The following is a 22,815-nucleotide window of genomic DNA, read 5'->3' on the forward strand; positions in this document are numbered from 1 at the left end:
CGGGCCGCTCGTTGGGCCGCCCGGGCAGTGCACGCGGAGCAGATGGTGCGGAGAAGCGGTGCGAAGAACGGGGGAAGAGTGGCAGTCGTGGCCGCCGACTGTCAGGAGCGCGTCAACAAGTTGGCCGGAAAGCGTTCGCTGCCCGAAAGCGCTTGTTCGTTAAGCGAACGTTTCGCCGATCATCATGGCGAAGGCGTCCGAAGTTCTCCAGGACCCGAAACGCACATGCGGGACGAGTCCGCGAAGATCCCGCCCGATGTTGCGGTATGTGAACAGCGTGTGCGGCGATGGCAGGACGGCCGCCCCCGGACGCGCGCCGGAGTGTGGCTCATTCCTGGCTGTCCCGTCCCGTCCTTCCGCCGCCGGGGGGTGCGACCCGCGCGCGGTGTCCGACGCGTGGTCGCGTCGGACACCGCGGGCGGCGGGAGACTCAGCGGGCGGCGGGAGACTCAGCGGGCGGCGGGAGACTCAGCGGGCGGCGGGAGACTCAGCGGGCGGCGGGAGACTCAGCGGTCGGCGAGCGGCAGCGCGTGGATCACGTGAGGCTGTCGCGCCAGGCGCGGTGGAGGCCGGCGAAGTGGCCCGTGGCGGCGATCAGGTCGGCCGGGCTGCCGTCCTCGACGACGCGACCGTGTTCCATCACCAGCACCCGGTCGGCGATCTCGACCGTGGAGAGGCGGTGGGCGATCACCACGGCCGTACGGCCGTGCAGGACCGTGTCCATGGCCCGCTGCACCGCGCGTTCGCCCGGGATGTCGAGCGAGCTGGTCGCCTCGTCGAGGATGAGGACCGCCGGGTCCGCGAGCAGGGCGCGGGCGAACGCGACCAGCTGGCGCTGCCCGGCGGAGATGCGGCCGCCCCGCTTGCGTACGTCCGTGTCGTAGCCGTCCGGCAGGCCGCTGATGAAGTCGTGGGCGCCGATCGCCTTGGCCGCGCGCTCGATGTCCTCGCGGGAGGCGTCGGGGCGGCCGATGGCGATGTTCTCGGCGACCGTGCCGGAGAAGAGGAACGCCTCCTGGGTCACCATCACCACACCGCGCCGCAGTTCGGACGTCTCCAGGTCGCGCAGATCGACGCCGTCGAGCAGCACGCGGCCCAGGGTGGGGTCGTAGAAACGGGCCAGCAGCTTGGCCAGGGTCGACTTGCCCGCGCCGGTCGAGCCGACGACCGCGACCGTCTGGCCGGCCGGGATCGTCAGGTCGAAGCGGGGCAGGATCTCGCCGCCCGTACGGTACGAGAAGCTCACCCCGTCGAAGACGGCCTCGCGGCCGGGGAAGTCGCCGGCCGGCGCGGGCAGCGGCCGGGGAGAGGCGGCCTCGGGCACGGTGGGCGTCTGGGCCAGCAGGCCCGCGATCTTCTCCAGGGACGCGGCCGCGGACTGGTACGAGTTGAGGAACATCCCGAGCCGGTCGATCGGGTCGTACAGCCGGCGCAGATACAGCACGGCCGCGGCCAGCACACCGAGGGCCAGGGTGCCGCCCGCCACCCGGTAGGCGCCCCAGAGGACGATCCCGGCGACGGCCGTGTTCGCGACGAGCCGGGAGCCGACCACGTAGCGGGCCATCTCCAGCAGGGCGTCGCCGTTGCTGCGTTCATGGCCGCTGTTGAGCGCCTGGAAGTCCGCGTCGTTGGCGCGCTCGCGCCGGAACGCCTGCACCGGCCTGATGCCGTTCAGCGTCTCCGCGAACTTCACGATGACGGCCGCGATCGCCGTGGAGCGCCGGCCGAAGACCACGCCCGCCCGCTTCTGGTAGAGCCGCACCAGCAGATACAGCGGCACGAAGGAGATTACGGCCAGCGCACCGAGCCCCAGGTCCAGATAGAGCAGCATCGCCGAGATGTAGACGAAGGCCAGCACCACCCCGATCAGTTCCTGAAGACCCTCGCTGAGCAGCTCGCGCAGGGACTCCACATCCGTGGTCGAACGGGAGATCAGCCGTCCCGAGGTGTACCGCTCGTGGAAGTCCACGCTCAGCGCCTGGGCGTGTCGGAAGATACGGCCGCGCAGATCGAGCAGTACGTCCTGGTTGACCCGCGCGGAGGCCCGGATGAAGGCGTACTGGAAGCCCCCCGAACCCAGTGCGCACAGCGCGTATCCCGCCCCGATGGCGATCAGTGGCCCGTGGTCGCCGTTCCGGAAGGCGGGCACGCCGCGGTCGATGGCGTACGCGACGAGCAGCGGGCCGGCCTGGGCGGCGGCCTGCTGGAGCATCAGGAGCAGCGCGGCCACGACGACCTTCGTACGGCGGGCGCCCAGCAGGGAGCGCAGCAGGGCACCGGTGGCACCCGGGGGCGCGGGCAGCTCGTCCCGGTCGAAGGGATCGACGGGACCGACAGGATCGACGGGACCGACGGGACCGTCGGGATCGACGGGAGCGTCGGACGGGACGGCGGAGCCGGGACGCGCCGCCGTGAGCGGGCCCCCGGCCTGATCGGGACCGGACAGGGTGACGGCCCCGGTCACGAGCCCGGTGCCGGAGTCGGGGTCCGCCGGGCCGGTACCCGCGCGGTTGGTCGACGTGGTCATCGGACGCTCTCCTCCATGGCCTCGGACTCCGTCGTGGTCGCCCCGGACATCAGCCACGCGTATTCCTCGTTGCTCCGCAGCAGCTCCTGATGGGTGCCGACAGCGGCGATCCGGCCCCGCGAGATCAGCGCCACCCGGTCCGCGAGCATCACCGTCGACGGCCGGTGCGCCACGACCAGCGCGGTCGTGTCCTGGAGGACCCGGCGCAGCGCCGCCTCCACCAGCGCCTCCGTATGCACGTCGAGCGCCGAGAGCGGATCGTCCAGCACCAGGAAGCGCGGCCGTCCCACCACGGCCCTGGCCAGCGCGAGACGCTGGCGCTGGCCGCCGGAGAGGCTGAGCCCCTGCTCGCCGACCTGGGTGCGCGCCCCCTCGGGCAGATCGTCGACGAACCCCGCCTGGGCCACGTCCAGCGCCCGCCGCAGCGCGTCCTCGTCGGCACCCTCCGCGCCCATCAGCACGTTCTCCCCGACGCTCGCCGAGAACAGCGTCGGTTCCTCGAACGCCACCGACACCAGCTCCCGCAGCCGCCGCCGCTCCATCAGGGCGATGTCCTGCCCGTCGAGCGTGATCCGCCCGCCGGTCACCTCGTGCAGCCTCGGTACGAGGGCGGTCAGCGTGGTCTTGCCCGAACCGGTGGCCCCGACGAGGGCCACGGTCTCCCCGGGTCTGATGTGGAGGTCGATCCGCGCCAGCACGGGAGCGGAGTCCCCGTCGGCGTCGGGGTAGCGGAACGACACCCCCTCGAAGCGCAGTCCGCCGTCCGTGCCCGCCCGGCCGGCTCCGGAGGCGGCGCGTCCGTCCGTGTCGTCCGAGTTGTCCGCGCCGTCCGTGTCGTCCGCGTCCTCTGTTTCCTCCCGCACGTCCATCACTTCGAAGAACCGGTCGGTCGCCGTCGCCGACTCCTGGCTCATCGCCAGCAGGAACCCCATCGACTCCACCGGCCAGCGCAGGGCCAGCGCCGTCGACAGGAACGCGACCAGCGTGCCCGCCGAGAGATCACCGTCCGCGACCTGGATCGTGCCCAGCACCAGCGCCGCGCCGATGGCCAGCTCCGGGATGGTCATGATCAGGGCCCAGAGCCCCGCCAGCAGCCGGGCCTTGCCCAGCTCCGTTTCGCGCAGCCGCCGCGTGAGCGCGTGGAAGGCGAGCGACTGGCTGCGGTGGCGGCCGAACCCCTTGATGATCCGGATGCCGAGCACGCCCTCCTCGACGACCGTCGTCAGATCGCCCACCTGGTCCTGTGCCCGGCGCGCGACCAGGGAGTACCGGGACTCGAAGAACGAACAGAGGATGACGAGCGGGATGACCGGGGCCAGCAGGACCACGCCCAGCGACCAGTCCTGCATGAGCAGAATGATGAATCCGACCAGGATCGTGGCGGTGTTGACCAGCAGGAAGGTCAGCGGGAACGCCAGGAACATCCGCAGCAGCATCAGATCCGTCGTGCCGCGCGAGAGCAGCTGACCCGATGGCCACCGGTCGTGGAAAGCCACCGGCAGCCGTTGCAGATGCCGGTAGAGGTCGGCCCGCATCGCCGCCTCCACCCCGGCCAGCGGCCGGGCCACCAGCCACCGCCGGTAACCGAACAGCACCGCCTCGACGATCCCGAGCGCCAGCAGGACCAGCGCCCCGAGCCAGACACCCCCAGGGTCCCGGTCCGTGACCGGGCCGTCGACCATCCACTTCAGTACGAGCGGTATGACCAGGCTGAGGCAGGAGGCGACAACAGCGACAAACGCCGCGATGAAGAGACGTGTGCGCACCGGGCGTACGTACGGCCACAGCCGCAGCAGTGAACGTACGGAGGACCGGCTCTCGGTGGCTGCAAGTGTTTCGGACATCAGGGGTGAGCCTACGGTTCACCACTGACATCACCCATGTGTTTTTTCCCGCCATCGCGGGCGCTTGACGGAAGAACCCGCATGTCGGAGAGTTTTCGGGCCCTTTCCGGGGCGCGAAGCCAGGCAGGAGGACGCGAAGGCGGGGCGACGGCACACGAGCCCGTCACCCCGCTCCCGTCACCCCGCTTCGGTCACCCCGCTTCGGTCACCGGGCGCCCGTGAGCCGCCCCCGGCGTACACACCCGGAACAGCAGCACCGACCGTCCCGGCACCGCCACCGGCGCGCCCCCCTCGTGCACCGTCCCCGGTGCCCGCTCCTGCTCCTCCCGCGAGGTGTCCACCACTAGTTCGTACGCCCGTGCCCACGGCGGCCCCGGCAGCGTGAAATCCACCGGATCGGCCCCTGCGTGCAGGACGGTCAGGAAGCTGTCGTCCGTGATCTTCTCGCCGCGCGCGTCCCGCCCCGGGATGTCCCGTCCGGACAGGAAGAGCCCGAGCGTCGACGCCGGCGCGTACCAGTCGTCCGCCGTCATCTCCGCGCCGCACGGGGTGAACCACGCCAGGTCCCGCAGTCCGTCGGGTGCCTGCGGGCGCCCGGAGAAGAAGGCGCGGCGGCGCAGTACGGGATGGGCGTGACGCAGCGCGAGCAGCCGGGTGGTCAGCCGCCGCAGGCCGAGCGCGCCGGGCTGCTCCAGCAGTGACCAGTCGAGCCAGCTCACCTCGTCGTCCTGGCAGTACGCGTTGTTGTTGCCGCCCTGCGTACGGCCCATCTCGTCGCCCGCGACCAGCATCGGCACGCCCGTCGACACCAGCAGGGTGGTGAGCAGGTTGCGCAGCTGCCGCCGCCGCAGGGCGTTGACCCCGGCGTCGTCGGTCTCGCCCTCGGCCCCGCAGTTCCAGGAGCGGTTGTCGTTGGTCCCGTCCCGGTTGCCCTCCCCGTTGGCCTCGTTGTGCTTGTGCTCGTACGAGACCAGGTCGCGCAGCGTGAAGCCGTCGTGAGCGGTGATGAAGTTGACGGAGGCGTACGGGCGCCGGCCGCCCCACGCGTACAGATCGCTCGACCCGGAGAGCCGGTAGCCGAGGTCCCGTACGTCGGGCAGCGCGCCGCGCCAGAAGTCCCGAACGGCGTCGCGGTACCGGTCGTTCCACTCCGTCCACAGCGGCGGGAACGCCCCGACCTGGTAGCCGCCGTCGCCGACGTCCCACGGCTCGGCGATCAGTTTGACCCGGCGCAGCACCGGGTCCTGGGCGATCACCGCCAGGAAGGGCGAGAGCATGTCGACATCGTGCATGGAGCGGGCGAGGGCCGCCGCCAGATCGAAGCGGAAGCCGTCCACCCCCATCTCGGTGACCCAGTAGCGCAGTGAGTCGGTGATCAGCCGCAGGACCTGGGGCTGGACCACGTGGAGGGTGTTGCCGCAGCCGGTGTAGTCCGTGTATCTGCGGGCGTCGGACGGCAGGCGGTAGTAGCCCCGGTTGTCGATGCCGCGCAGGGACAGGGTCGGGCCCAGCTCCCCGGCCTCCGCCGTGTGGTTGTACACGACATCGAGGATCACCTCGATCCCGGCGGCGTGCATCGCGCGCACCATCCGCTTGAACTCCTCGACCTGCTGGCCGCGCGTGCCGCCCGCCGCGTAACCGGCGTGCGGCGCGAAGTAGCCGATGGAGTTGTAGCCCCAGTAGTTGCGCAGCCCGCGCCGCAGCAGATGATCCTCATGGGCGAACTGGTGTACGGGAAGCAATTCGACGGCCGTTACCCCGAGCCGCCGCAGATGGTCGATGGCCGCCGGGTGGGCGAGCCCCGCGTACGTGCCGCGCAGCTCCTCCGGGATGTCGGGATGGAGCTTGGTGAAGCCCCGCACATGCAGTTCGTAGATCACCGAATCGGCCCAGGGCGTCTTCGGCCGCCGGTCGTCCGCCCACTCGTCCTCCGGCGCGTCGTCATGGACGACGACACCCTTGGGGACGTACGGAGCCGAGTCCCGGTCGTCGCGCACGGTGTCCGCGACACCCTGCTGCGGCCAGTCGCGCACGTGCCCGTAGACCTGGGGCGGCAGCCGGAAGTCCCCGTCCACCGCGCGGGCGTAGGGGTCGAGCAGCAGCTTCGCCGGATTCCAGCGGGCGCCCGTCCAGGGGTCCCAGCGGCCGTGCACCCGGAAGCCGTACCGCTGGCCCGGCCGGACCCCGGGCACGAAGCCGTGCCAGATCTCGTGGGTCAGCTCGGTCAGCGGCAGCCGCGTCTCCACCGTGCCCCTGCCCGGGCCGCCCGCACCGTCCGGGCCGACATCGGTGCTGGTGGCGTCATCGAACAGGCATACCTCCACCGCCTCCGCGCCGCCCGCCCAGAGCGCGAAATTGGTGCCCGCCACCCCGTCCGGGCCGATGCGGAACCGGGCCCCCAGCGGGTTCGGCGCGCCCGGCCACACCGAGCGCCGCGGACCGCCCGGCTCCCGGATCCCGGTGCGGCCACCCGCCTCGGCCGCCGCAAGCGCGCCCCGCCCGTCCCGTACCGCCCGAATCTCTTCCTCCTCCGCCCGCACCGACTTCTGAACCGACTTCGGCACTGCCTCCTGCTCGGCTGCGCTCGCCACTGTCCGGCCTCCTGCGGCTCGTCGGCCCCGCGGATCGGTGCGCACGGCGTCCCGGCCGTGGCTCTCCCCGCGTGGTCCTTTCCCCTGTTCTTCCCTCAAGTGGGCCTGCCCTCACGTTTCCCCCGGAGGGGGGTGGTCGTTGGGGGGACGTGAGACACGTACTGAAGCGGGCAGGGACCGGTGCAGCGGCGGTCCTGACATGGGCAGGACTGATGGCCGGTCTGACCGGTCTGGCGGGGTGCACCGCCGCCGAGACGTTCACGGAGGGCAAATCACGGGCGCCCGGCGACACGATCCGGGTCACGCCCGAGGACGGTGCGAAGAGCATCGGCCGGACGGACCCGATCGAGGTGAGGGTGCCCGACGGCCGGCTGGAACGGGTCACCGTGGTGCAGGTCGAGGACGCGCAGCCCACGGAGCTGCGAGGACGGATCTCCGCCGACGGCCGCTCGTGGAGACCGGTGACCGGCGCGAGGGTCGCGCTGGCCGCCAAATACGGAGTCGACGCGGTCGCCGTGGACGCGGCGGGCCGCCGCTCGGCCCGTCATACGACCTTCACGACGGCCGTCCCCACGGACCGGTTCATCGGGTACTTCTCGCCGGAGAACCGCTCCACCGTCGGCACCGGCATGATCGTTTCCTTTGACTTCAACCGGACGATCCAGAACCGCGCGGCCGTCGAACGCGCCATCAGGGTCACGTCGCGGCCGCCGGTCGAGGTGGTCGGTCACTGGTTCGGCAGCCGGCGCCTCGACTTCCGGCCCCGGGCGTACTGGAAGGCGGGCACCAAGGTCACGGTCGACCTGCGGCTGCGGGACGTCCAGGCGGCGCCGGGCGTCTTCGGCTTCCAGCACAAGACCGTCGGCTTCACGGTCGGCCGTTCGCAGGTGTCGCTCGTCGACGCGGCGAAGCACACCATGGAGGTGCGGCGGGACGGCGGGCTGGTCTCCACCGTGCCGATCACCGCGGGCGCCCCCGGGAACCCCACGTACAACGGGAAGATGGTGGTCACGGAGTTGTACGACGTCACCCGCATGGACGGCAGGACGGTCGGTTTCGGCGGGGAGTACGACATCAAGGACGTGCCGCACGCACTGCGGCTGACCACCTCGGGGACGTTCCTGCACGGCAACTACTGGGCGGACCCGGACACGTTCGGCTCACGGAACGTCAGTCACGGCTGCGTCGGGCTGCTGGACGTCAAGGGCGGTGGCGCGAACACCCCGGCCGGCTGGTTCTTCGACCGCACCCTGATCGGTGATGTGGTGGAGGTGGTCAACTCCCGTGACCGTACGGTCGCTCCCGACAACGGGCTGGGCGGCTGGAACCTGGACTGGCCGAAGTGGCAGGCGGGTTCGGCCGTCGGCTGAGGCGCCGGCCGTCCGCCAACCATCCCCCGGCCGTCCGCGGGCCGGGTCCCCGTGCCTCCCGGCCGTCTCCCCGTACGCCCGGTATGACCTGCGCCGACACCCGCTGTTGGGACGGAACGGTGACACGTACGAGATCTTCGGCGCACTCGCGGTGTGATTACCTTTCGTCATGCGCGTGGATTCAACGCGCGGGAGTGCGGGCCGTGGCGGGGCCAGGCCGTGCGAGGGGAGACAACCATGGTGAACGAGCTGCCGATATCGGGGACCTGGGCCGGTGCCGGCCGGGGGCCGGGACGGCGACAGCGACGGGGCCGCGGAGCGGGGCCGCGCGCCGTACTGCTGGGGGCGCTCCTCCTGGTGGTCACCGCGTGCGGCGGCGGGACCGGGAGCGACGCCGCCGCCGGCGCCAAGGCCGACGGCAAGGGCGCGGCGCCCGTCAGGAACGCCGCGTCCGTCGCGGTGGTGACGATCACTCCGAAGAACGGCGCGAAGTCGGTCGCCACCACGGGAGCCCTCAAGGTCACGGCCGCCCGGGGCAAGCTGACCTCGGTCACCGTCGAGGACGACAAGGGCAACCCGGTCGAGGGGAAGCTGGCGGCCGACGCGACCGGCTGGGAGCCGGTCCTGCACCTGGCCGGCGCCACGCGGTACAAGGTGCACGCGGTCGCGAAGGACGCCGACGGCCTGGAGTCCGCCAAGGACACCACCTTCACCACACTGGTGCCCGGGAACACCTTCATCGGCCAGTACACGCCCGAGGACGGTTCGACGGTCGGTGTCGGGATGCCGGTGTCCATCCGGTTCAGCCGGGGCATCACCGAGCCCGAGGACGTCGAGAAGGCCATCACGGTGACGGCCGAGCCCGCCGTGCCGGTCGAGGGTCACTGGTTCGGCAACGACCGGCTGGACCTGCGGCCGGAGACGTACTGGGCCCCGGGCACCAAGGTGACCGTGAAGCTCAACCTGGACGGCGTCGAGGGCCGGCCGGGCGTGTACGGCAAGCAGGCCAAGACGGTGTCGTTCACGATCGGCCGCAGCCAGGTCTCCACGGTCGACGCGCGGGCCCACACGATGAAGGTCGTACGGGACGGCAAGCAGGTCAAGAACATCCCGATCACGGCGGGCGCCCCGTCGACCACCACGTACAACGGTCAGATGGTCATCAGCGAGAAGTACGCGGTGACCCGGATGGACGGTGCGACGGTCGGATTCGGCGGGGAGTACGACATCAAGGACGTGCCGCACGCGATGCGGCTGTCCGACTCCGGCACCTTCGTCCACGGCAACTACTGGGCGTCCTCCGGCACGTTCGGCTCGTCGAACGTCAGCCACGGCTGCGTGGGCCTGCGCGACCACCGTGGCGGCGGCGCCAACGGCACCCCGTCGGCCTGGTTCTACGACTCGTCGATCATCGGCGACGTGGTGATCGTGCAGAACTCCAAGGACAAGCAGATCGCCCCGGACAACGGCCTCAACGGCTGGAACATGTCCTGGGCGGAGTGGACGAAGTAGGAAGCGGAGCGGGACGCGTCCCGCGCCCGCGGGCCCGGCGCACGGTCATCCGGTGCGCCGGGCCCGCCGTCGTTAGCGGCGGTTAACCTTCGGCGTATGGCAACCGTGGAACTCGAAGTCTCCGGCGGCGTCGGTACGATCCGGCTGAACCGCCCCCCGATGAACGCCCTGGACATCTCCATCCAGGACCGGCTGCGCGAGCTGGCCGAGGAGGCCGGGCGGCGCGACGATGTGCGCTCCGTGATCCTGTACGGCGGCGAGAAGGCCTTCGCGGCCGGCGCCGACATCAAGGAGATGCGGACGATGGACCACGCGGGGATGGTCGTACGCTCGCGGGCGCTCCAGGAGTCGTTCACCGCCGTGGCCCGTATTCCCAAGCCCGTCGTCGCGGCGGTCACCGGCTACGCGCTGGGCGGCGGCTGCGAGCTGGCCCTCTGCGCCGACTTCCGGATCGCCGGGGACAACGCCAAGCTGGGTCAGCCCGAGATCCTGCTCGGCCTGATCCCGGGCGCGGGCGGCACCCAGCGGCTCGCCCGGCTGATCGGCCCGTCCCGCGCCAAGGACCTTGTTTTCACGGGACGTCAGGTCAGGGCGGACGAGGCGCTGGCGATCGGCCTGGTCGACCGGGTGGTCCCGGCCGCCGAGGTGTACGAGCAGGCGCACGCCTGGGCCGCCCAGCTCGCCCAGGGGCCCGCGCTCGCGCTGCGCGCGGCCAAGGAGTCGGTCGACGCGGGTCTGGAGACGGACCTGGAGACCGGTCTCGCCATTGAACGCACCTGGTTCGCCGGGCTGTTCGCCACCGAGGACCGTGAGCGGGGCATGCGTTCCTTCGTCGAGGACGGGCCGGGCAAGGCCACGTTCCTCTGAGGACGGCCCGCCGCCGGTCCCGCCGGCCACCGCCAGGCGCTGTCGGCCGCCGGGGAGGCCGCGGTCGCGTCAACCGCGTGCACGACGCGGTGCAGCCTTAAGTGAACCTTAAGATAATCGCCGTGATCGCTTTTGGTGATCATGTGCCTGCATGGTGTTATCGCAGGTCATGAGGGTGCCCTCGCGCAAATATTGCCACGGGCATATGCCGCACCGACCCCCCGGAAGGTCTTGTTCCGGGGGGTCGAATCCCCGAGAAAGGCCCCGGGGGAGGCTCTGTGCGGCCATGATGGGGGCATGGCGGGCCTGGAGGGTATGGAGCAGCCGCGGCCGCAGGCTGACGCGGTCGCCGCGCGGTGGATACCGTCCGTCGATGACGAACAGGCGCTCAAAGCGCTCGAACTGTTCGGCAATCCGACGGAGGGGGAGGTCCGGCTGCCGTCCCGGCCCGAATCCGCCGCCGCCGCCCGCCGCATCACCCATGGTGTGGTGCTGAGCCAATGGGCCCTCTCGTCGCAGACCGCGGAGTACGCGGTGCTGCTCGTCTCGGAACTCGTCGGCAACGCCGTCCGTCACACCGGGGCGCGGGTCTTCGGGTTGCGTATGCTCCGCCGGCGCGGCTGGATCAGGATCGAGGTGCGGGATCCCTCACGCGGGCTGCCCTGTCTGATTCCGGTGCAGGAGATGGACATCAGCGGTCGCGGGCTCTTCCTGGTGGACCGGCTCTCCGACCGGTGGGGTGTGGATCTGCTGCCGCGCGGCAAGACCACCTGGTTCGAGATGCGGGTCGCGGACCGCCAGACCCCCTGACGTACAGAAGCCTCCGGAACGCGCAGAAGCCTCCGGGACGCGGGACGCACAGAAGCCTCCGGGCGGCCGGGGCGTGGCGCCGAGAGGCTTCTGCGGTGCGCCGCGGAGGGGGGTGTGTCCGCGGCAGTTTGCTGACGACTCGGCTCGGGTCAAGGGGCGGGTCGTGTCTTCGACTATGGCACGCGCGTGGGCGTGAGGCCACTCCATTCCACAAGAATCATAGGTGAACTGCGCCACTCGCCTGGTAATTGCTGAGTGAATGAAAGGCTTCACGGATGAATCATTGATCCATTCGCGGGAGCGGGATGGCTTGAAAGGGCCTCGAAAAAGCCTCGTATCGGGTCAATCATCATCTTTCGCCGCCCGTCCCCCTTAAATGGGGGGCGTGAAGTCGATCGACCGTCGCGGTGCTCTGCGGGCGGCAGCGGGCGCGGCCGCCACGGGCGCCCTCGCAGCCGGCTGTACGGACAGCGGCCCCGCCGCGCCCCGCTCCCTCTCCTCCACCGGACCATCCACGGCACTCTCACGCGAGCCGGCGCCGGGCACAGCCCAGCCCGCCGCCCGCACCGCGCCCGCGCCCCGCCGCTTCCCGGGGGAGCCCGCCGAGATCGCGCACGGCCCCCGCGACCGGGCCCGGGTCGCGCTCACCTTCCACGGCCAGGGCGACCCCGCCCTCGCGACCGCCGTCCTGACCGAGGCGGAACGCGCCGGGGCCCGCATCACCGTCCTCGCCGTGGGCAGCTGGCTCGACGAACACCCGGTCATGGCCCGCCGGATCCTCGACGGCGGCCACGACCTCGGCAACCACACGCTGCACCACACCGACATCTCCTCGATGGACGAACCGGCGGCGTACGCGGAGATCACCGGCTGTGCCGAGCGGCTGCGCCGCCTCACCGGCTCCATCGGCACCTGGTTCCGCCCCTCCCGCAGCCCGCACGCCACCCCGCTCGTGCGGCGGCTGGCCCGGCGGGCGGGCTATCCGCACGTCCTGTCGTACGACGTCGACTCGCTCGACTACACCTCACCCGGTGCGCCGGCCGTCACCCGCAACGTCGTCGGCGCGATCCGCGACGGATCGGTGGTGAGCCTGCACTTCGGCTACGCGGACACCGTCACCGCACTGCCCGTCCTCCTCGATGAACTCGCACGCCGCGGCCTGCGCGCGGTGACGACCACGGAGCTGCTGACCTGATGCACCGGATGCCTCCCCGTACCACCGCCCCCGGCGCCGCCGCCGTCGCCCTGCTCGCGGTCGCCGCGCTCGCCCTGCTGGGCGGGGGCTGCGCGAGTCCCGACGCCGTGCGCCACGCGACGAGCGCGAGCCCGGCCGCCGTACGCTCCGCCACCCCCTCGCAGGCCGGACCCGCCGGGCTGCCGGGCATGCCGCCGGTGCGTGACCCGAAGGACCTCTACGCGGCGGACCGGCCCGGCAGGCTCTCACCCGTCGTCAAGGACTTTCCCTCCCGCGTGTACGTCCCCAACACCAACTCCGACACGGTCTCGGTCATCGACCCGGCGACGTACAAAGTCATCGAGACCATCCCGGTCGGCCGGCAGCCCCAGCACGTCGTGCCCTCCTGGGACCTCAAGACCCTCTGGGTCAACAACGACCGCGGCAATACGCTCACCCCGATCGACGCCGCCACCGGCGAGGCGGGCGAGCCCGTCGACGTACACGACCCGTACAACCTCTACTTCACGCCCGACGGCAAGTACGCGATCGTCATGGCCTCACTCGACCGGCAGCTGGTCTTCCGCGATCCGCACACGATGGAGGTGAGGAAGACCGTGCCGGTCAGCTGCGCGGGCGTCAACCACGCCGACTTCTCGGCCGACGGGCGGTACTTCATCGTCTCCTGCGAGTTCTCCGGCGAACTCCTCAAGGTCGACACGGCGCGGATGCGCGTCATCGGCCAGCAGAAGCTGCCTGTCCACGGGGCCATGCCGCAGGACGTGAAGATCTCGCCCGACGGCAAGACGTTCTACATCGCCGACATGATGGCGCACGGCGTGTGGGTGCTGGACGGCGCCGCGTTCACCACCCCCAAGCTGCTGCCGACCGGCAAGGGCGCGCACGGGCTGTACATCAGCCGCGACTCGAAGCAGATGTACATCACCAACCGGGGCGAGGGCACCATCTCGATCTTCGGCTTCCCGCAGAACAGGCTGATCAAGAAGTGGCGGCTGCCGAACGGCGGCAGCCCCGACATGGGCGGCGTCTCGGCGGACGGCAAGGTCCTGTGGCTGTCGGGGCGTTACCACGCCGAGGTGTACGCGATCGACACGACCACCGGCAAACAGCTCGCCAGGATCCCGGTCGGCGGCGGTCCGCACGGCCTCGCGGTCTACCCGCAGCCCGGCCGCTACTCGCTGGGGCACACGGGCGTCTTCCGCTGACCGCGACCGCCCCTGCCGCCGCCCCTGCCGCCGCCCCTGCCGCCGGCACTGTCACCGGCTCGGCGCCGGTCAACTCCCGGGACCGAAGGCCCTCCCACGAGCCCACCGGCCGGTAGCCCGTCCGTCCGGGCTGCCGCCGTACGGGTGAGAGCGTGTGGATAATCTGACCTCGTCCATACGGCACCACGAAGGGGCGGCAACCATGGCGGACATCGACGACGCGCGCAAGGCGTTCGACCGGTTCGACGCGAACGGCGACGGGCTCATCACGGCGACGGAGTACAAGAGCGCCATGGCGCAGCTCGGCGACTTCCACGTGACCGAGAGCGTGGCGCAGGCCGTCATCAACGCCCATGACGCGAACAGCGACGGGCTGCTGACCTTCGACGAGTTCTGGGCCGCCCGCAAGGGCGAGTGACCCTCCCCGGGATCCGCCCCGGGCACGCGGTGGCTCATGCGCCGCGGTGGCGTCGCCGCGTGCCCGCGCGGAACGGGCCGTACGGGGGCCGGTCGTGTCCCCGCCCTTCGCGTCCCCGGCCTTCGCGTCCCCGGCCTTCGCGGCCGACCCGGGGCACGTCATACTCACCGTATGACTTCGCGTACGACGGATGTGGCCGGTGGGCCCCTGTCGATCAGGCGGGCGACCGGGCGCGACGCCAAGCGGCTCACCCGGATCGTCCGGGCGTCCAAGGCCTACGAGGGCCCGTACGCGCCGATGATCGCCGGGTACCGGGTGGGGCCGGACTACATCGAGACGCACGAGGTCTTCGTGGCCGCCGGCGCCGACGGCCGGGTGCTCGGTTTCTACGCCCTGGTCCTCGTGCCGCCGGAGCTGGACCTGCTGTTCGTCGCCGACCACGCCCAGGGGCTCGGTATCGGCCGCCGTCTCGTCGGCCATATGACGGACCGGGCGCGCGCCGCGGGCCTCGCGAGCGTACGGGTGGTCTCGCATCCGCCCGCCGAGGATTTCTACCGCGCTGTGGGCGCCGAGCGGGTCGGCACGGTGGGCGCGAACCCGCCGGCCGTGCTGTGGGACCGCCCGGAACTGGTCATCGCCGTCCCGTGACGACGTCCCGCGACAACGTCCCGTGACAGCGGTGTGCGGCTGGAGTGGTTTCCAGCCGCACACCGCTGTCTCTTGGGTTTTCGGGCCTTTCGGCCCCCTACAGTTCACACGGTTCACACCCTTTCCCGTGCGCTGGGCGTCGTTGGCCAGCAGGCGGAGAGGTGAGCGCCGCCGATGTGGGGCGAGGTCACCGCAGGTAGTCCGGGCGGGGTTCGGTCACCGCGGGCCCGGAGGCGGGCTCGGGGGCGAGTACGGCCTGTCCGTCGGTGAGTACGAGTGCTTCGGCGTCCTGTGCCTCGACGGCCGGAGCCTCTTCCGGGCTCGCCATGATGCTGCTTCCTTCGCCCTTCCGCGGCCGCAGCGCGCGCCACAGCAGCGGGACGGTGAGCAGAGCGAGAGCGGCGCTGATCCAGATGACGACGTGGAGAGCGCTGGTGAAGGCGTCGGCTGCCACGAGCGAGGTGGTGTGGATACCTCCGTTGAGCTCTTCGGTGACCTTCTCGGGGTTGGCGATCTTGCCGAACAGCTGGGACGAGGTGATGGTGATGAGCAGCGAGCCACCGACGGCGGCCGCGGCCGTGTCACCGGTGAGACGCATGGCGTTGAACATGCCGGCCGCCATACCGGCGCGCTTCAGGTCGACGCTGGAGACGGCGGCGCCGTCCAGGATGGCCAGCGTGATGCCGTAGCCGATGCCGGTGACCAGCAGCGGGCCGACGATGGCGCCGACTCCTCCGTGCGGCTGGATGGTCGTCAGCCAGGCCATACCGCCGCCGACGATCGCCATCGCGGCGGTGAGCTGGACGCGCACCGAGAAGAACTTGGCGATGACGGGGGCGAGGAGCGGGATGACCAGGGTGGGTGCGGTGAAGATGACGAGGACCGCTCCGGCGCGCAGCGGGCTGAAGCCCTCGACGGCGCTGAAGTACGTCGGCAGCAGGACCAGCAGGGGCAGCAGGGTGAAGGCCATCGCGACGGCCGCCGCGGTGACGCCCATGAAGCGCGAGTGGCGCAGCAGGCCGAGGTCGAACATCGGGTTCTTCTGGTGCTTCTCCGCGAAGTAGAAGCCGGCCAGCAGGACGACGGTACCGATCAGGGAGCCGATGACGATTCCCGAGTTCCAGCCGAAGGCCGGTGCCTCGACGAGAGCGAAGATCAGCAGGAACAGGCCGCCGGTGAAGGTGATGGTGCCGGCCCAGTCGAGACGCTTCGCGTCGGGGTTCTTGGACTCGGTCATCAGGGGAGTGAAGATGGCGACCGCCAGTCCGAGGACGGCGGGGATGGCGAAGACGCCGCGCCAGCCCATGGCCTCCATCATCACGCCGGAGATCAGCGGGCCGAAGGCGAGACCGGCGCCCAGCGCGGTGCCGAAGATGCCGAAGGCGCGGAGGCGTTCCGTCCCCTCGAAGCGGGAGGCGATGAGCGTCGAGCCCGCTGTCAGGGTCGCGCCGGCACCGATACCGCCCACCACACGGGCGATGTCGAGCAGGATGATGGAGTTGGAGAGCATCGCCACCAGAGCGGCCGCGCCGAACAGCACGATGCCTATCTGGAAGATCTTTCGGCGGCCGATCTTGTCGGCGATGGTGCCGAAGGCGAGCATCAGTGCGGCGAACGTGACGTTGTAGCCACTGACCACCCACTGCAGGGCCTGCGAGCTCGGGTGCAGGTCCTTGGCTATGTCGGGGAGGGCGACCCCGGCGCCGGTCAGGGCTACCGGGAGGAGGAAGACCGCGACGCTGACGAGGAGCAGCGTGACCCAGGCGGGCTTCGGGGGGTGAGATGAAGGGGCCTTCATCAATGAAGTTGCATTCATAGTTCCAGGAGCCTACACCCATGGGTCCGTATGATGGCAAGAGCAAAGGCTGGCGGACTTGAGAGCCGATTTGGGGAGGACATCTCGCATGAAGAGCCACACAAGGGAAAAAGTCGTCGGCAAAGCCGGAATCAGTGACATAAAGGACGCTCAGGCCGTGGGACGACTCGAAGAGGTCGAGGAGCTCGAAGAGATCGAGGACGCCGAGCTGGCCGGCAACCTCAGCTACCACCTCAAGCGCGCCGAGCAGGCGATCATGGCGCGCAAGGCGAACGGTGTCCGGGAACTGGACCTGACCGTGGCCCAGTGCAAAGTGCTGGGTTTCCTCACGGGCGGCGCGGCGCTGTCGTGCACACAGCTGTCTCGTGAGGCGCTGGTGACCTCGCAGACGATGACCGGCATCGTCAAGAACCTTGAGGCCAAAGGTCTGATCGAGCGCCGGACGTCACCGGATCACGGCCGGGTGATCCTGGTCTCCCTCACGCCCGAGGGTGTCGAGCGAGCTCGCCGCGCCACGCGCTTCTCGGCTTCGATCGAGCAGAGTCTGCGCGACGAGCTCTCCGACATCGACTACACGTCGTTGCTGCACCTGCTGGACCGAGTCGCCGAGATCGCCCCGTCGGTCGGTGCGGAAACGCTCAAGGCATAACGCACAGGCGCTGCGGGGGCCGGTCAGATCCGGTGGACCGTGCGGAGCGTACGGGCGTAAAGCCCCGTTCCGTCGAGGAGCGAGGGCCCGCCCAGATCGGCCATGGTGGGGCCGTTGGGTGTCTTCCGGCTGGAGAGGAAGCGGCGCTCCCCGCTGTGGTCCGCGCCCAGATAGATACCGACGTGGTCGATGGCGGTGCCGTCGTCCTCGTCGGCGTCGAAGAAGAGCACGTCACCCGCTTGGAGACCAGGAGCGGCCGGGGGCCGGGTGTCGTCATGGGCGATCACCGTGCCCGGCGAGGACGTCGCCAGGTCCTTGGAGCGTCGGGGGAGGGCCGAGCGCGCGGGTGCCTTGTCCAGAGGCGCGGCGGCGGTCATCGGGACCCCGGAGTGGTAGCCGTACACCATCCGTACGTATCCCGAGCAGTCCAGGTTGAGCCTCCATTCCGCGGCACGTACCGGCCGCGCGGTGCCGTCGGGGAAGGACCACGGCAGGCCCATGTAGTCATGGAAGTCGGCACCTTCGAGCCGGGCACCCTGGTCCGTGAGCGGTCCGTATCCGGCCGGTCCGAGGACGGGTACGCCGAGCGCGGCGGATGTCACGGCCGGGGCGCCGGCGAGCAGCATGGCGGCATGGGCCAGGACGTCGGGGGCCGTCGAGCCGGCCCAGGCGCGGATACGTTCCTCCAGGGAGCCCCGGGGCTCCCACGTGCCGTCGAAGGCGGCGGGCAGGACCCGCACCCAGTCGCGGTGCGTGACGGACGGCGGTGTGGCCCAGGTGGCGGCTGCCACGGCGAAGCGGTGGACGCTGAGCTCGACGGGCAGGTTGGTGCTGCCGGTGGAGGCGAGAGCGCGTATCCCGACCCGTCCCTCGCTGAACGCGCTGTCGGTGGCCTGGACCGTCCACGTCGTGGGCTCCGCCTTGCCCTCCGACCAGACGCGAGCCCGCAGAAGAGTGCCTTCACGGCGGACCCGGATGTTCCACCTGGCGGTGGCCGGCGCCGGGGAAGCGAGGGGGACGGCCGGCGCCAGAAGCGTGACGGTGTCGTTCTGCTCCTTCTCCAGGCGTACCTCGGCGCTGCCCTGGGGGGACAGGGACAGGCGGGCCCGGTAGTGGTTCTTGGTGTCCTGGAAGCCGAAGGAGAGGGCGAAGGAGAGCGCCGCACCGGCCGGGGAGACGCTGAAGGAAGCCTGCGTCTGTACGTCGACGTCGGTGATCTCGTCGTCGCGCAGAGTCGCGTGGCGGCTCAGATTGGCGCTGGAGAGGACGATGACACCGGCTTTCCCGGACACCCGGTAGTCGGTCACTGGACCATTGACGGTGCTCCAGGCCCCGCCCGAGGGTGAGGTGCCCCAGTCGCCGGATCTGGACCGGTCGAACACCTCGGTGAAGGGCTTCTTGTCCTCGCGGAACGTGCGCTCGGGGCCGGTCAGCACGACCGTCCGGGAGCCTTTGGTGAGCAGGGCGATCCGGTCGCCGCCGTGGAGGATCTCCGTCCGGTCGGGGGTGCCGGGGACCGCGCGGGCGGTCAGTTCGCCCAGGGAGAGGTGACTGTACGCGGAGGCGTCGTTCGCGGTGATGGTCACCGAGGTACGGGGGCTGTCCATGGCGCCCGCGGAAGCCGTGGCGCCCGCGGAAGCCGTGGTGCTGCTCGCCGGAGAGTCCACGGCCCCTGTCCCGGTGGACCGTGAGCCGCCGTCGGCGGCTTCCGCGCGGCCCGTGAGACCGGTCAGAGGGGCCGCTGCGGCGGCGGTGAGAGCGGTGATGAGCGTGCGACGTGTGGTGTTGTGCATGGTTCATGATCGCGAAACGGCGAAAACCGGGAGCCGGGGGGTGTCACGGGCGCCGGTGCCCGGGTCGGCGACCCGGGCGGCCCGCAGGCGTCTCGTGGCCCCGGGCCGGGTGCGCCAAGGTCCACCGGCGCGCGTCGAAGATGAAGGAATCTTCAACGAGGTTGCTTCGTTGGGAATGACAGGACCCTGTACGAGAAGGCCTGCACGAGAAAGGGAGAGGCCCGCACATACGCATGACGACAGCCGGAGGACAGGCGGGGGACAGGCGGGGGACGTCGGTCGTAGTCCAGCTGGGACGGCGAAGCAGATGAAGAATCAGATGAACGAGACGAACCGTACGAACCAGGCGAAGCGCCCGACGACGATCATGATCGGCATCGACCGCACGGCCGCGACCGATGGTGGTCTCGGTTTTCACGTCAAGCGTGCCGAGCAGGCGATCATGGCCCGCAAGGCGGAGGCGCTACGTGACCTGGACCTGACCGTGGCCCAGTGCAAGGTGCTGAGCTTTCTCCTGGGCTCGGACGTATCGAAGTCGTGCACGCAGCTGGCACGTGAGGCGCTGGTGACCTCGCAGACGATGAACGGCATCGTCAAGAACCTTGAGGCCAAGGGCCTCGTCGACCGCCGGATCTCCCCCGATCACGGCCGGGTGGTCCTGGCGTCCCTCACCCCCGAAGGCGTCGAGCGCGCCCGCCGCGCCGCCCGCTTGTCGGCGGAGATCGAGCAGAGCCTGCGCGAGGACCTCTCCGAGGCCGACTACACCGTGCTGGTGCGGCTGCTGGACCGGATAGCCGAGATGGCGCCGGTGGCCGGTGCGGAGACGCTCGGGGTGTGATCCGGCGATCGCGGGCGGCTCCCCTCCGCGGGCACGTCACGCGTGCCGTCCCACCGGTGAGCGCGAGCGTGAGGTTCGTCCGTACCTGGTGACAGCGCCGCTCGCCCTGCCCTCGCCGGGCCGGGCTCGTCCCGCCCTCACCGGGCCGCCCCGCCATGGACGCACCCTTGTAGAGTCGGGACGCCCCGCCCGTCTCCTCCACCGAGAGCGCTGAACATGTCGACGAAGCCGTTCAAGATCTACATGGTGGCGGTTCTGGCGGTGGGGTTGATTCATGCCGGCGGGTTCTTCGACAAGGACGTGACCTTCCTCGTCTGCCTCGCGGCGACGGTCCCCTGCTCCGTACTGACGGCTCCCCTGCTGTTCTCCGTACTGGCGCCCGCCCTGCATCTCGCCGCGATCCCCCCTGACGTGGGACAGGTCGTCGTGGATGTCGGATACGCGGTGGTCGGCGGACTCCTGAACGTCCTTCTCGTGAGGGCGGCTGTCGCCATGAGCAGGGCATTTCGAGCCTCGCGCGCCGACGCCTGACCCGCACGGTCGCACGGGCGGCTGGGCGGGTGTTCGAGCGCCGCGTTCGAGCACCGTGTCACTGGAAGCCCGCACGGGGAATCGCCGGACATCCAGGATCAGGGCGCACCCGCCCCAGGGAGTTCGAGATCGCTGTCTCGGACGGCTCCGGTGACTACGGCCCGACGTGGAGACTCGCGGGGTGCTGACACCGAGGCAGGCCACTCCGCCAGCCCTCGGTCCAGCCCGGCCACGAAGGTGCTGATGGCCGACGGCTCCACCAAGCCGGTCGAGACCGAACGGGACGGCCTGCGCTCCCCAGCCCAGATCCTGGCCCGGGCCGTCCAGGTGCGGGAGATCGGGAATCGCCGGTTTCCACCCATACGTACGGGACTCGGCTGTGGCGATCCTGGGACATTTTCCGCGCGGGCGGGCGGGCAGGAATGGAGCCGACCATGGTTCCCACGGAACACCCGTAGGACCGTCGCGCAAGGCAAGGAGCGTTCACGATGCGTACCCACCGGAGGATTGCCGTCACCCTCGCCGCCACCATGCTGGCGGGCGCTGCCGGTGCGCAGGCCGCGCAGTCGTCACCGGCGACAGTCGGCGGTGCCGTCCCCTCCGCCTGCCGTCCGGCCAACCACATCGCGAAGATCACCGAGGCGGACAACACCACAGGACACCGTCATTACCGCGTCACCCTGACCGCGCCGCGCGGATACGAGCCGTGCACGCTGGCCGGCTCGCCCGCTGACGTGCGCTTCTCGAACCACGGCGCGGACAGCGGGGTCACCGCCGGCCGATACGGCGTCCAGGAGACCGTGGTGACCTTCGGTCCGGGCCACCCGGTGCACTTCGACATCCAGGTACCGAGCGGCGGCCCGGCCAGGGGCGCCGACGAGGCATCGTTCACGCTCCAGGCTCCGGGCGGACAGATCCCCGGCACGTCCTTCGCCGAGGGCACGCTCAAGGTGGCCGACGGCACCCTCATCGGTCCCGTCCAGCACGGCGCCTGACCTCCTTCCCGTCAGGCCGCTGCATCGTGAACTCCTCTCTATAGAAGGGGCGTTCGGTCAGGCGGCCATACGGGCGTCCGTTTTCCCCGGGTCCCGGCCTTCGGCCGGTGCGGACGCGGCCCGGGTTTCGACGCCGGGCCGAGCGGACCAGGCGGGCGGCGGCCTGGTGGCGTCGGCGGACGGTCAGCTCCGGAGCGCCTTCGGGAAGCCCGGCGTGGCACGCCTCGCGGTCGGGGGCCTCGCCGGTGCCGGGTCGGGGTGCCGCGTGGTGGGCGGCGTGGACGTGGTCGGCGGCCGGCCGGATCCGGCTGTGCGCCGCGCGGAGGTGCCCTCGATCGGGCATCGGAGTCGGCCTGGCCGCGCCAGGACCAGTTCCCGGCGCCGCCGACGCATCATCGAAAATTGGGTTTCCGAAAATTTGCTTTTCGATAGTGGGGTGCCTACCTTGGTACCAGGTAAGAACCCCGCATCGATCTTGGGAGACCGGTCATGTCAGTCACCTCCTCGGCGTCCGCGCGACGTGGGCGCCTGTCGCCCGAGCGTGAGCGGGAGCTGCTGGAAGCGACGCTGGACCTGGTGGCCGAGCTGGGTTACGAGCAGCTCACCATGGCCGAGGTGGCCAAGCGGACCAAGTCGAGCACCGCGACGCTCTACCGGCAGTGGGAAAGCAAGCCGAAGCTGGTCATCGTGGCACTGAAGGCGCGGTCCGAGGCGCGCAAGCCGTCCCGGGAGATCGATACCGGCAGCCTGCGGGATGATCTGCTGGAGGTGGCCCGGGATGCCTTCGGGGATCGGCCGACGTCGGACTCGATGGCGAGTGTGTGGCACGCGATCGTGACCGACAGGGAACTCATGGAGGCATTGCGGGAGATCCTGGCCGCACCGGCGATGGAGATGGTGCAGCGGATCCTCACCCGCGCGATGGAGCGCGGGGAAATCAAGGACGGCCCCGCCGCCGCTCTGACGGTCCAGGTGCTGTTCGGCCCGCCGATGATCCAGGAACTGCTCACCGGTGAATCGGCAAGCCTGCAGCTTGCCGAGGATGTCATTCACCACATCCTCATGCCGGCCCTCACCGCATCGGTCGGCAAAGAAGCCGACACCGTCTGACCAAGCCGACACCGTCTGAACCAGGAACCCGCGCCGGCGTCTGACGCCCCGTACAGCAGGGCTCTTTTCCCGCATGCCGGTACGGCGCCGGCCGTC

19 protein-coding genes are annotated in these 22,815 nt (G+C 70.7%); 13 read left to right on the top strand and 6 right to left on the bottom strand.

All coding sequences use genetic code 11. The features are described from left to right. Positions 1–535: 535 nt before the first annotated feature. The 3 genes from ACIBAE_RS01820 to glgX all read right to left on the bottom strand — a co-directional run bounded on the left by ACIBAE_RS01820 (position 536) and on the right by glgX (position 6,962). A complete protein-coding gene (locus ACIBAE_RS01820) occupies positions 536–2,527 on the bottom strand; it encodes an ATP-binding cassette domain-containing protein (protein ID WP_399281768.1) in 1,992 nt (663 codons plus the stop codon). Further along, entirely contained in the window at positions 2,524–4,371 is a 1,848-nt protein-coding gene (locus tag ACIBAE_RS01825) for an ABC transporter ATP-binding protein (protein ID WP_399281769.1), read from the bottom strand. Before ACIBAE_RS01825 ends, ACIBAE_RS01820 begins: the two co-directional genes overlap by 4 nt. Before the next feature lie 191 nt (positions 4,372–4,562). Next, complete coding sequence (gene glgX, locus ACIBAE_RS01830; protein WP_399281770.1) at positions 4,563–6,962, bottom strand: glycogen debranching protein GlgX; 2,400 nt, start codon at positions 6,960–6,962, stop codon at positions 4,563–4,565. 149 nt (positions 6,963–7,111) lie between these two features. Here glgX and ACIBAE_RS01835 point away from each other — a divergent pair, with 149 nt between their 5' ends. The 8 genes from ACIBAE_RS01835 to ACIBAE_RS01870 all read left to right on the top strand — a co-directional run bounded on the left by ACIBAE_RS01835 (position 7,112) and on the right by ACIBAE_RS01870 (position 14,987). Further along, positions 7,112–8,332, top strand: a complete 1,221-nt coding sequence (locus ACIBAE_RS01835) for an Ig-like domain-containing protein (RefSeq protein WP_399281771.1) — start codon at positions 7,112–7,114, stop codon at positions 8,330–8,332. Positions 8,333–8,572: 240 nt separating this feature from the next. Next, entirely contained in the window at positions 8,573–9,844 is a 1,272-nt protein-coding gene (locus ACIBAE_RS01840; RefSeq protein WP_399281995.1) for an Ig-like domain-containing protein, read from the top strand. Positions 9,845–9,940: 96 nt separating this feature from the next. Then, positions 9,941–10,711 (top strand): enoyl-CoA hydratase/isomerase family protein, encoded by a 771-nt coding sequence (locus ACIBAE_RS01845; RefSeq protein WP_399281773.1) that lies wholly within the window; start codon positions 9,941–9,943, stop codon positions 10,709–10,711. Positions 10,712–11,008: 297 nt separating this feature from the next. Next, positions 11,009–11,521, top strand: coding sequence for an ATP-binding protein (locus tag ACIBAE_RS01850; protein ID WP_399281774.1), 513 nt, complete (start codon positions 11,009–11,011; stop codon positions 11,519–11,521). A gap of 376 nt (positions 11,522–11,897) precedes the next feature. After that, positions 11,898–12,716: a polysaccharide deacetylase family protein gene (locus ACIBAE_RS01855; RefSeq protein WP_399281775.1), complete on the top strand. Its 819-nt coding sequence runs from the start codon at positions 11,898–11,900 to the stop codon at positions 12,714–12,716. Between the two features lie 8 nt (positions 12,717–12,724). Continuing rightward, on the top strand, positions 12,725–13,921 hold the full coding sequence (locus ACIBAE_RS01860; RefSeq protein ID WP_399281776.1) for a hypothetical protein: 1,197 nt from the start codon (positions 12,725–12,727) through the stop codon (positions 13,919–13,921). Positions 13,922–14,123: 202 nt separating this feature from the next. Continuing rightward, positions 14,124–14,339: an EF-hand domain-containing protein gene (locus ACIBAE_RS01865; RefSeq protein ID WP_399281778.1), complete on the top strand. Its 216-nt coding sequence runs from the start codon at positions 14,124–14,126 to the stop codon at positions 14,337–14,339. A gap of 171 nt (positions 14,340–14,510) precedes the next feature. Further along, positions 14,511–14,987, top strand: coding sequence for a GNAT family N-acetyltransferase (locus ACIBAE_RS01870; RefSeq protein WP_399281779.1), 477 nt, complete (start codon positions 14,511–14,513; stop codon positions 14,985–14,987). Between the two features lie 187 nt (positions 14,988–15,174). On the opposite strand, the gene ACIBAE_RS01875 is transcribed toward ACIBAE_RS01870, so the two are convergent. Continuing rightward, on the bottom strand, positions 15,175–16,785 hold the full coding sequence (locus ACIBAE_RS01875) for an MFS transporter (protein WP_399281780.1): 1,611 nt from the start codon (positions 16,783–16,785) through the stop codon (positions 15,175–15,177). 106 nt (positions 16,786–16,891) lie between these two features. Between ACIBAE_RS01875 and ACIBAE_RS01880 the strand changes: the two genes are divergently transcribed. Further along, positions 16,892–17,452: a MarR family winged helix-turn-helix transcriptional regulator gene (locus ACIBAE_RS01880; RefSeq protein WP_399281782.1), complete on the top strand. Its 561-nt coding sequence runs from the start codon at positions 16,892–16,894 to the stop codon at positions 17,450–17,452. Between the two features lie 23 nt (positions 17,453–17,475). On the opposite strand, the gene ACIBAE_RS01885 is transcribed toward ACIBAE_RS01880, so the two are convergent. Next, a complete protein-coding gene (locus tag ACIBAE_RS01885) occupies positions 17,476–19,245 on the bottom strand; it encodes an NlpC/P60 family protein (protein ID WP_399281783.1) in 1,770 nt (589 codons plus the stop codon). 319 nt (positions 19,246–19,564) lie between these two features. Between ACIBAE_RS01885 and ACIBAE_RS01890 the strand changes: the two genes are divergently transcribed. The 3 genes from ACIBAE_RS01890 to ACIBAE_RS01900 all read left to right on the top strand — a co-directional run bounded on the left by ACIBAE_RS01890 (position 19,565) and on the right by ACIBAE_RS01900 (position 21,609). After that, positions 19,565–20,083, top strand: a complete 519-nt coding sequence (locus tag ACIBAE_RS01890) for a MarR family winged helix-turn-helix transcriptional regulator (protein WP_399281785.1) — start codon at positions 19,565–19,567, stop codon at positions 20,081–20,083. 216 nt (positions 20,084–20,299) lie between these two features. Next, positions 20,300–20,614, top strand: a complete 315-nt coding sequence (locus ACIBAE_RS01895; protein WP_399281786.1) for a hypothetical protein — start codon at positions 20,300–20,302, stop codon at positions 20,612–20,614. Between the two features lie 488 nt (positions 20,615–21,102). Continuing rightward, entirely contained in the window at positions 21,103–21,609 is a 507-nt protein-coding gene (locus ACIBAE_RS01900; protein WP_399281787.1) for a DUF4232 domain-containing protein, read from the top strand. Here ACIBAE_RS01900 and ACIBAE_RS01905 read toward each other — a convergent pair. Next, positions 21,581–21,952, bottom strand: coding sequence for a DUF6238 family protein (locus ACIBAE_RS01905; RefSeq protein WP_399281788.1), 372 nt, complete (start codon positions 21,950–21,952; stop codon positions 21,581–21,583). The genes ACIBAE_RS01900 and ACIBAE_RS01905 overlap by 29 nt on opposite strands. Before the next feature lie 146 nt (positions 21,953–22,098). On the opposite strand from ACIBAE_RS01905, the gene ACIBAE_RS01910 reads away from it, so the two are divergent. Continuing rightward, complete coding sequence (locus ACIBAE_RS01910; protein WP_399281789.1) at positions 22,099–22,719, top strand: TetR/AcrR family transcriptional regulator; 621 nt, start codon at positions 22,099–22,101, stop codon at positions 22,717–22,719. Positions 22,720–22,815 lie beyond the last annotated feature (96 nt).

The organism is Streptomyces sp. NPDC051569 (genome assembly GCF_044454085.1).
GTDB lineage: Bacteria > Actinomycetota > Actinomycetes > Streptomycetales > Streptomycetaceae > Streptomyces.

Coding starts and splice junctions, on each gene's coding strand:
- ACIBAE_RS01880 (WP_399281782.1), top strand. CDS start 16,892: ATGAAGAGCCACACAAGGGAAAAAGTCGTCGGCAAAGCCGGAATCAGT.
- ACIBAE_RS01850 (WP_399281774.1), top strand. CDS start 11,009: ATGGCGGGCCTGGAGGGTATGGAGCAGCCGCGGCCGCAGGCTGACGCG.
- ACIBAE_RS01910 (WP_399281789.1), top strand. CDS start 22,099: ATGTCAGTCACCTCCTCGGCGTCCGCGCGACGTGGGCGCCTGTCGCCC.
- ACIBAE_RS01885 (WP_399281783.1), bottom strand. CDS start 19,245: ATGCACAACACCACACGTCGCACGCTCATCACCGCTCTCACCGCCGCC.
- ACIBAE_RS01870 (WP_399281779.1), top strand. CDS start 14,511: ATGACTTCGCGTACGACGGATGTGGCCGGTGGGCCCCTGTCGATCAGG.
- ACIBAE_RS01825 (WP_399281769.1), bottom strand. CDS start 4,371: ATGTCCGAAACACTTGCAGCCACCGAGAGCCGGTCCTCCGTACGTTCA.
- ACIBAE_RS01905 (WP_399281788.1), bottom strand. CDS start 21,952: ATGCCCGATCGAGGGCACCTCCGCGCGGCGCACAGCCGGATCCGGCCG.
- ACIBAE_RS01845 (WP_399281773.1), top strand. CDS start 9,941: ATGGCAACCGTGGAACTCGAAGTCTCCGGCGGCGTCGGTACGATCCGG.
- ACIBAE_RS01820 (WP_399281768.1), bottom strand. CDS start 2,527: ATGACCACGTCGACCAACCGCGCGGGTACCGGCCCGGCGGACCCCGAC.
- ACIBAE_RS01900 (WP_399281787.1), top strand. CDS start 21,103: ATGCGTACCCACCGGAGGATTGCCGTCACCCTCGCCGCCACCATGCTG.
- ACIBAE_RS01890 (WP_399281785.1), top strand. CDS start 19,565: ATGAACGAGACGAACCGTACGAACCAGGCGAAGCGCCCGACGACGATC.
- ACIBAE_RS01895 (WP_399281786.1), top strand. CDS start 20,300: ATGTCGACGAAGCCGTTCAAGATCTACATGGTGGCGGTTCTGGCGGTG.
- ACIBAE_RS01875 (WP_399281780.1), bottom strand. CDS start 16,785: ATGAAGGCCCCTTCATCTCACCCCCCGAAGCCCGCCTGGGTCACGCTG.
- ACIBAE_RS01865 (WP_399281778.1), top strand. CDS start 14,124: ATGGCGGACATCGACGACGCGCGCAAGGCGTTCGACCGGTTCGACGCG.
- ACIBAE_RS01855 (WP_399281775.1), top strand. CDS start 11,898: ATGGGGGGCGTGAAGTCGATCGACCGTCGCGGTGCTCTGCGGGCGGCA.
- ACIBAE_RS01860 (WP_399281776.1), top strand. CDS start 12,725: ATGCCTCCCCGTACCACCGCCCCCGGCGCCGCCGCCGTCGCCCTGCTC.